The organism is Micromonospora sp. NPDC048040 (genome assembly GCF_055587185.1).
On record NZ_JBVJGT010000111.1, the window covers coordinates 1 to 8,560 of the forward strand.

The 8,560-nt window shown below is 71.6% G+C and carries 4 protein-coding genes and 2 tRNA genes; 4 read left to right on the forward strand and 2 right to left on the reverse strand.

Going from position 1 to position 8,560, the window contains the following annotated elements:
• Positions 1 to 141 precede the first annotated feature (141 nt).
• Entirely contained in the window at positions 142 to 3,471 is a 3,330-nt protein-coding gene (locus tag ACZ6O2_RS36060; protein WP_466026154.1) for a ThuA domain-containing protein, read from the reverse strand.
• A gap of 280 nt (positions 3,472 to 3,751) precedes the next feature.
• The gene (locus ACZ6O2_RS36065; protein WP_357450779.1) at positions 3,752 to 4,156 is read right to left on the reverse strand and encodes a hypothetical protein; all 405 of its coding nucleotides are present in this window, start codon (positions 4,154 to 4,156) and stop codon (positions 3,752 to 3,754) included.
• A 271-nt stretch (positions 4,157 to 4,427) separates the two neighbouring features.
• Between ACZ6O2_RS36065 and ACZ6O2_RS36070 the strand changes: the two genes are divergently transcribed.
• From ACZ6O2_RS36070 to ACZ6O2_RS36085, 4 genes are all read left to right on the forward strand, one after another.
• Positions 4,428 to 4,500 (forward strand) — tRNA-Asn (locus ACZ6O2_RS36070).
• 209 nt (positions 4,501 to 4,709) lie between these two features.
• Positions 4,710 to 6,830, forward strand: a complete 2,121-nt coding sequence (locus ACZ6O2_RS36075) for an MMPL family transporter (RefSeq protein ID WP_466026155.1) — start codon at positions 4,710 to 4,712, stop codon at positions 6,828 to 6,830.
• Positions 6,820 to 8,061, forward strand: a complete 1,242-nt coding sequence (locus ACZ6O2_RS36080) for an NAD(P)/FAD-dependent oxidoreductase (RefSeq protein ID WP_466026156.1) — start codon at positions 6,820 to 6,822, stop codon at positions 8,059 to 8,061. Before ACZ6O2_RS36075 ends, ACZ6O2_RS36080 begins: the two co-directional genes overlap by 11 nt.
• Positions 8,062 to 8,209: 148 nt before the next feature.
• Positions 8,210 to 8,286, forward strand: a tRNA-Ile gene (locus ACZ6O2_RS36085).
• Positions 8,287 to 8,560: the final 274 nt, after the last annotated feature.

The window sequence follows — 8,560 nt, forward strand, 5'->3', positions numbered from 1 at the left end:
TCCTGTCTTTGTTTCTTTTTGTTCTGTTTTTCTCCCCCCTTGTTGTGGGGCTGTCTTGGCTTTCTGCGCCGTCCTCTTTTTTTTTCCTTTTCCCCTCCCTCTTCCCCCCCCCCCCCCCCCCCCCCCCCCCCACGGCGGTGGCTACGGTGTGACGCCGATTCCCTGGCCGGTGAACCCGATCCAGTTGAGGTTGCCGAAACCGCTGGTCGGGCCGCCGGTGACGGTGGTGAACACGAGGTAGAGCCGGTGCGTGCCGCCCGGGTCGGTGATCGGCACGGTGGTGCTGGTGAAGGCGTTGTTGCCGCTGGTCGCGTTGACCGTGGCGGTGGCGACCACCGGCCCGGTGGGCGAGTCGAGCCGGAACTGGACGCCGAAGCGCGGCTGCCCGGCGGTGGCGGCGCTGCCACCGGAGGTACGCAGCGTCACCGACTGGATGTTCGTCAGGTTCACGGTGTTGTTGACCGCGATCCAGTCGCCCGGGTCGAGGCTGCCGCGCTGCTGCCCGCCGCCGGTGTCGGCGCTGGTGCCCACGGTGGTCCCGGACTGGTCCCGGGCGAACTCCACCTGCTGCAGCTTGTCCTGGATGATCTGCTGGTCCACCGTGGTCAGTGCCGGCTGCCCGTTCGCCCCCCGGTCGGTGTAGGAGGCGCTGACCACGCCGTAGATGTAGCCGCCGTGGGAGGCGTCGTCGGCCTCCGTGGGCAGCACGCCGGAGCAGCCGAACTGGTTGGCCTCGCCGTGGCCGTGCTCGTCGTGGCCGAGCACGAAGGTCACCTCGACCTTGGCGCAGTCGACCGGCCCGTCCTCGGGGTCGGTGACCGTCACCGACCACGGGATCCCGTCACCCCACTGGAAGAAGCCGCCCTCGAGCGGGGTGTTGACGGTGACGGTCGGCGCGGTGTTGCCCACCGTGATCGTGGTGTTCGCCGACGCGCTCTTGCCGCTGGAGTCGGTCACCGTGAGCCGCGCGGTGTAGACCCCGTTGACCGTGTACGTGTGCGTCGGGTTCGGGTCGACCGAGTCGGTCGTGCCGTTGCCGTCGAAGTCCCAGGCGAACGAGATGGAGTCCGCCGGGTCCGGGTCCTTCGACCCCTCGCTGGAGAAGGCGACGGTCAGCGGGGCGTGACCGTTGGTCGGGGTCGCGTTCAGCACTGCGTTCGGCGCCCGCAGGCCCTTGACGTAGCTGAACTTCAGCATCGCCGCGTCCGGGTTGACGTTGAAGAACCCGTCGCCGTACGTCAGCAGGTAGAAGTTGCCGTCGGGGCCCCACTTCATGTCCATCGGGTTGTCGCAGAGGAACGGCTTGGCCGGCGTGGTGGGGGCCTGCCCGCAGTTCAGCACATTGTTGATCTTCAGGATGTCGCCCTGGGCGTCGAGCCGGACCTCCTTGAGGGTGTCCCGGGTGAACTCGCCGAAGAAGATCGCGCCGTCGAAGTACGCGGGGAACTTCGTCTCCGACCTCAGCTCCGGGTCGAAGTCGTATTTCGCCGCGCCGTGCGGGCCCACGCCGCCGGTGCCGAGTTCGGGGAAGAGCACGGGACAGGTCTGCGTCGGGGTGGACAGGTACGACTCCGGGCACGGCGTCGGGGCCTGGAACGAGTACCAGAGCTCGGACTTCTCCACCGCGGGCAGGTCGGTCAGCCCGGTGTTGTGCCGCGAGGTGTTCCGCGGCGCCGCGCAGTCGAACGGCGCGACCGGGGAGATCGGGCTGGTGGTCCAGTTCATCTCGATGTACGGCAGGTTCGGCTGCACGCACATCGGCCAGCCGTAGTTCGCCGGCTTGCCGACCACCATCATCCGGCCGGTGCCCGCCGGTCCCCGGCCCACCGCCGCGGTCGAGGAGTCGGGGGAGTAGTCGGTGACGTAGGCGACGTCGTTGCGGTCGAGCGTGATCCGGAACGGGTTCCGGAAGCCCATCGCGTAGATCTCCGGGCGGGTCTTGTCACCCGGGTCCGCCGCCTCGGGGAACATGTTCCCCTCCGGCACGGTGTAGCTGCCGTCCGCCTGCACAGAGATGCGCAGGATCTTGCCGCGCAGGTCGTTGGTGTTCGCCGAGCTGCGTCGGGCGTCCACGAAGGGCGCCTGGTAGACGCCGGTGGCGCTCACCGAGTCGTTGTGCGGGGAGAAGCCGCCGGAGCCACCGCCGCCGGCCGGGGTGTCGTCGCCGGTGACCAGCCAGAGGTTGTTCTTCGAGTCGAAGGCGATGTCGCCGGCCACGTGACAGCATGCGCCCCGATCGACCGGAACCTGGAGGATCTTCTGCTCCGAGGCCAGGTCCAGGGAGGGCGTCTCGCCGTCGACGAACTTGTACCGGGAGAGCTGGAAGTACCCCTTCCACCGGTCCCAGGCCGCCGGGTCGGTGCTGGTGGTCGGCGCCCCGCCGGCGGGGGTGTCCAGCGGCGGCGCGTAGAAGAGGTAGACCCAGCGGTTGGTGGCGAACTCCCGGTCGATCGCCGGGCCGTACATGCCGTCCTCGCTGTGGGTGTAGACCGGGATCTGGGCCAGCACGGTGGTCTCGTTGCTCTCCGGGTCGTGCAGGCGTACGCCGCCGCGGCGGTCGGTCTGGATCACCCGGCCGTCGGGGAGCACGTCGAAGCCGATCGGCTCGTTGACGTTGGGCTGCGCCCCGATCACCGTCATCTGGTAGTTGGCCAGGACGGTGGCGCCGCAGTCGCCGTCGGTCACGCCGGCCGCCCACTGGATGGCGCCGCCGAGGTGGGCCCGCAGGTCGGTGCTGCCGAAGCTCTCCGGCGTCGCGCCGAGCCCGGTGTAGAAGGACCGGCCGCCCTGGTGGTCCTTGCACCAGGTGACCGGGTGGTCGAAGCCCATCGACCCGCCGGCGTACGTCTTCTCGTCCACCGTGGCCAGGACGTGCGAGACGCCCCGGACGTTGGCCGCGAAGTTGTACCACCGGTCGGTGTGCGCCCAGCGCTCCGGCAGGGTCGCGGAGGCCGGGTGCACCCGGTCGGCCACGGTGACCGTGGCCGGGGCCGCCGCCGTGGCGGCGCCCACCGCCCGGGTGCCGAGCACGTCGTCCAGGAAGGACCAGCCCGGCTCGGCCTCGATCGCGGAGTGGACGCCGACGAAGCCGCCGCCGTCGCGGTAGTACCGCTCGAACGCGGCCTGCTGGTCGTCGCCGAGGACGTCGCCGGAGGTGTTCAGGAACACCACGGTGCGGAACTGCTTGAGGTGCGCCTCGTCGAACTTGCGGGCGTCGTCGGTCACCTCGACGGTGAAGCGCCGGTCGTTGCCGAGCTGGCGGATCGCGTCGACGCCGGCGGCGGTGGCGGGGTGGCTGCCGTCCGCCGACCGGGTGAAGACGAGGACCTTGTACTGGATGCCGTTGCTGGTCGGTGCCGGGGCGGCGAGTGCCGGTGCCGGCTGCTGCTGAGCGGTCGCGACGAGCGTCGCGCCGACGAGGGTGAGAAGGCTGAGATAGGTGGCGGCCCTTCGGCCGATCGGTCTGCGCATCGAACCTCGCTCTGGTCGGGCGGGTCCGCCTCAGCGCCGGGACGTCGCTGAGGAGGTCGCGGGGGGAGTACCAAGAGCCTGGCCAGGTTCTACGCAGGACGATATTTGCGCCTCGGACCAAAGTGAAGAGGTTGGAGGCGGAAGTTTTCGATGGATGGGCTGAACTTTCGCTTCAATCGGCGAAAGTGGCCGCAGGGGTGGGGCCGGGCGGCCGTGACGTGCCCGTACGCACACGAGCGGGCCGGTCGCCAGCTGGCGACCGGCCCGCTCGAAGGTGCGATCAGAGGGTGCTGTTGTTGGTGCCCGAGCCGGACGGCTTGCTGCGGGGGGTGGTGGTGGCCGACGTCGACCCGGAGGTCGAGCCGGTGCCCGACGAGCCGGAGCCCGCCTTCGCCCCCACCGTGGCCGGCGTTCCGGCGAACGCGTCGTCGGCGGCGGTCAGCTCCTGCTTGTTGCCGTTGCTGCTCAGCTTCTCGCCCAGCTTCGACTGGCCGAGCTTGTCCTTGCCCTCGCTGTAGAGGCGGGTCGCCTGGGCCTGCGCGACGCCGGCCGCCTCCTGGACGGTCGGGTGGTCGAGCACCTTGCGGCCCCGGATCACCAGCTCCTCGTACTTCTCCCGACCGGCACGGGCGCCCAGGACGAATCCCGCAGCCAGCCCGCCAAGAAACATGATCTTTCCGCGCATGGCGGCTCCTTCCGTACCTGACGCGCCGTCGTCCGGCGGCTTACCCCGCCGGAGGCGACCAAATCGCGCCTGTCTCCTCTGTCCGCAGCTAACTACCCATCCTGCTCTCCGCTCATGCCTCCTTGTGCCGTGATGACGATTTGTCTGGTTTATTGTCGTGTCCGCGGGGCACGGGTCGCAGAGGTAACCCCCTGGACCAACACCCCCCGGAGTCCTGTACTCTTGTCCCCGTCGCACGGCGCGGGGAGATCCGCACCGGACGACGCAGCGGTCCCCCGTAGCTCAATTGGCAGAGCAGCCGGCTGTTAACCGGCAGGTTTTTGGTTCGAGTCCAAACGGGGGAGCTTCCACACCTGACGCCCGTCGGCCCTGCCGGCGGGCGTTCGTCGTTCCGTGCCTCCGCCGACCGCCGACCGCCGACGGCTCGGTGTTTTCGCCCCTCACCGGCCGCCCGGTTTCCGCCACCGCGGGCGCTCCCGCCCGGCAGGATGGTCGGTGTCGACTTGGACTCACTCTGCGTCGATCGGTGCGTCGATACTTGGGGTGGGTGCGGATGCCCGGAAGAGGAGGCCACGGCAGGATCACACTCGTCGCCGTGGCGGTCGTGCTCGCGTGGCTGGCCGTCGGGGCCGTCGCCGGGCCGTTCTCCGGCCGGCTCGGCGAGGTCGCCACGAACGACAACGCCTCGTTCCTGCCCGCCGACGCGGAGGCGACCCGGGCGCAGGAGCTGGCCGGACGGTTCGTCGCGCGGCAGACCACCCCCGCCCTGGTGGTCTACGAACGCGCCGGCGGCATCACCGACGCCGACACGCAGCGGGCGGCTGCCGACGCCACCCGGTTCGCCCAGGTGCCCGGGGTGGTCGGCCCGCTGCCGCCGCCGATCCCCAGCGAGGACGGGCAGGCCCTCCAGGTGGTGGTGCCGATCGACGACGCCGACGGCGAACGGATCGGCACGGTCGTCGAGGAACTGCGCGCCATCGCCGGCGGGGCCCGCGACGGGCTGACCGTGGACGTGGCAGGGCCCGCCGGCCTGCTCGCCGACCTCATCGAGGTCTTCTCCGCCATCGACGGCACCCTGCTGGTCGTCACCCTCTGCGTGGTGCTGGTCATCCTGCTCGTCGTCTACCGCAGCCCGGTCCTGTGGATCTTCCCGCTGCTCGCCGCCGGGATGTCCTTCGCGCTGGCCGCGGTCTTCGTCTACCTGCTCGCCGACGCCGACGTGATCAAGCTCAACGGGCAGGCGCAGGGCATCCTCACCGTGCTCGTCTTCGGCGCCGGCACCGACTACGCGCTGCTGCTCGTCGCCCGCTACCGCGAGGAACTGCACCGGCACGGGCGCCCCTGGGACGCGATGCGGACCGCCTGGAAGGGCGCCGCCCCGGCGATCGTCGCCTCCGCCGGCACGGTGATCGTGAGCCTGCTCTGCCTGCTGCTGTCCAGCCTGAACTCCAACCGGGCGCTCGGCCCGGTCGCCGCCATCGGCATCGCCGCCACCCTGCTGGTCATGCTCACCTTCCTGCCCGCCCTGCTGGTGCTTGGCGGGCGGTGGGCGTTCTGGCCGCGCCGGCCCCGGCCCGACCAGGCCGACCCGCGCACCGAGCACGGCATCTGGAGCCGGATCGCCGGCTTCGTGGCGCGGCGGGCCCGGCCCGTCTGGGTGCTCACCACCCTCGCGCTGGCCGTGCTCGCGCTGGGGCTGACCCAGCTCGGCGCGACCACGCTCGGGCAGTCCGACCTGTTCACCGAACGCACCGACTCGGTCGCCGGCCAGGAGGTGATCGCCCGGCACTACCCGGCCGGCACCGGCAGCCCCGCCACCATCTTCACCAACCAGCAGGCCGCCGAGCAGGTCGCCGACGCGGCCCGCGGCGTGCCCGGGGTGGCCGCCGTCCGGCCCGTCACCGCCGACCGGACCGGCCCGCCCGACCCGAACGCGCCGCCCACCGTCGTCGACGGCCGGGTGCAACTGGAGGCGACGCTCGCCGACCCGCCGGACAGCGACGGCGCCGAGCGGGCCGTCCGGGAGTTGCGGGCGGCGGTGCACGCGGTGCCCGGCTCGGACTCCGTGGTCGGCGGCTTCACCGCGATCAACGTGGACACGTCGGACGCCTCGACACGGGACCGGAACGTGATCATCCCGGTCGTGCTGGCGGTGATCGCGATCATCCTGGCGCTGCTGCTGCGGGCGCTCCTCGCGCCGATCCTGCTGATCGCGACCGTGCTGCTCAGCTTCGCCGCCACCCTCGGCCTCTGCGCGCTGATCTTCCGCCACGTCCTCGACTACCCCGGCGTGGACACCTCGTTCCCGCTCTTCGCCTTCGTTTTCCTGGTCGCCCTCGGCATCGACTACAACATCTTCCTGATGAGCCGGGTCCGCGAGGAGTCCGCCAGGCGGGGCACCCGGGCCGGCGTCCTCACCGGCCTCGCCGTCACCGGCGGCGTGATCACCTCCGCCGGGGTCGTGCTCGCCGCGACGTTCTCCGCGCTCGCCGTGCTGCCGCTGGTGGTGCTGGTCGAGCTGGGCGTGGCGGTCGCGGTCGGGGTGCTGCTCGACACCATCGTCGTCCGCTCGCTGCTGGTGCCCGCGCTCGCGTACGACATCGGGCCGACCATCTGGTGGCCGGGCCGGCTGTCCCGGACGAACGGTGAGCGGGAGGCGCGTGATGCTCGCTGAGACCGACGTCGTCGTTGTCGGCGGCGGCCTGGCCGGCCTGGCCGCGGCCCGGCGGCTGCACCGCGCCGGCGTGCCGTGGCGGCTGCTGGAGGCCGGCAACCGGCTCGGCGGCCGGGTGGCCACCGACGCGGTCGACGGCTACCTGCTCGACCGGGGCTTCCAGGTGCTCAACACCGCCTACCCGCGGCTCGGCACCCTGCTCGATGTCGACCGCCTGCGCCTCGGCCACTTCACCTCCGGCGTGCTGGTGCGCAAGGGCGACCGGCTCACCCGCCTGGTCAACCCGCTGCGCGAGCCCACCGGCGCGCCCGGCACCGCCCTGGCCGGCATCGGGTCGCTGCGCGACCGGCTGCGCCTCGCCGCGCTCGCCGCCGGCTGCGCGACCCTGCCGAAGGGCCGGCTGCTCGCCGCGCCCGAGACCACCGCCGAGACCGCGCTGCGCCGCGCCGGCCTCTCCGACACGATCATCGAGGAGTTGCTGCGGCCGTTCCTCTCCGGCGTCTTCGTCGAACGGGAGCTGGAGACCTCCAGCCACGTGCTGTCGATGGTGCTGCGATCCTTCGCCCGGGGCCGGATCGGCCTGCCCGCCGAGGGCATGGCCGCGCTGCCCCGCGCCGTCGCCGACCCGCTGCCCGCCGACCTGATCGACCTGGACACCCCGGTCTCGGCGGTGGCGCCCGGCCGGGTCCGCACCCAGGCCGGCGACATCCGCTGCCGCGCCGTCGTGGTTGCCGTCGATCCGCCAGCGGCGGCCACGCTGCTGCCGACCCTGCCGGCGGTACGCACGCACAGCTACACGACGTACTACCACAGCGCGCAGGAGGCGCCGCTGGACGAGCCGATCCTGCTCGTCGACGGCGACCGGCGGGAGGTCGTCGCGAACACGGTGGTGGTCAGCCGGGCCGCGCCGACGTACGCGCCGGCCGGGCGGCACCTGATCGCCACCTCCGTGGTCGGCCCGTCGGCCCCGCCCGAGCCGACCGTGCGGGCCGAGCTGACCCGGCTCTACGGGCGGTCCACGGCGGACTGGACTCATTTGACCACCGTGTCCGTCCCGGACGCGCTGCCCGCCGCACCGCCGCCGCAGGGGCGGCTGCGCAAGCCGGTGGCGCTGGGGGAGGGCCTGTTCGTGGCCGGCGACCACCGGGACAGCCCCTCCATCCAGGGCGCGCTGGCCAGTGGCTGGCGCGCCGCCGGGGCCGTCCTGGCGGAGCTGCGCGCGGGCTCCTGACGCCCCGATCGGTGGGTACGGGGCGCGGCGGGTCGGCTGCTCGCTGTTATCCTCGCGTTGCCCATCGTGCCGCCACCGCGGGGCGGTGAAGCCAGGGTTTCGTGCTGGCCGGTGATCGACCGGGCGGGATAGGATCCGGCGCGGTGCCGGGGCGGTAGCTCAGCCGGTTAGAGCAGTCGACTCATAATCGATCGGTCACGGGTTCGAGTCCCGTCCGCCCCACCAACAGCGCCTGAGCTGGGAAAAAGGTGAAATCGGATGTGGCGGTGCCCGAACCGCCTCGACCAGATGCCTCGCGACCTGGGAGAGGAAGCGCTCAGGTCTTACAGCCATTGCCGCGCGTGACAGCCGAGCGCTCCAAGGACTCGGCGATTGGTTGGCTTGGATTTCTACCGGCCTGCTCGGCCTGGGTTCCACAGATGTGCTGGTCGGCTAGTACACGAATCTTGGGGTTGAGCTGCGGAAACACGGCTTTGGACGCCTAGCAGGCGTGTCACTA

Excerpts from the sequence above, each read along its gene's own strand:
- ACZ6O2_RS36065 (WP_357450779.1), bottom strand. The coding sequence starts at position 4,156 with ATGCGCGGAAAGATCATGTTTCTTGGCGGGCTGGCTGCGGGATTCGTC.
- ACZ6O2_RS36060 (WP_466026154.1), bottom strand. The coding sequence starts at position 3,471 with ATGCGCAGACCGATCGGCCGAAGGGCCGCCACCTATCTCAGCCTTCTC.
- ACZ6O2_RS36080 (WP_466026156.1), top strand. The coding sequence starts at position 6,820 with ATGCTCGCTGAGACCGACGTCGTCGTTGTCGGCGGCGGCCTGGCCGGC.
- ACZ6O2_RS36075 (WP_466026155.1), top strand. The coding sequence starts at position 4,710 with ATGCCCGGAAGAGGAGGCCACGGCAGGATCACACTCGTCGCCGTGGCG.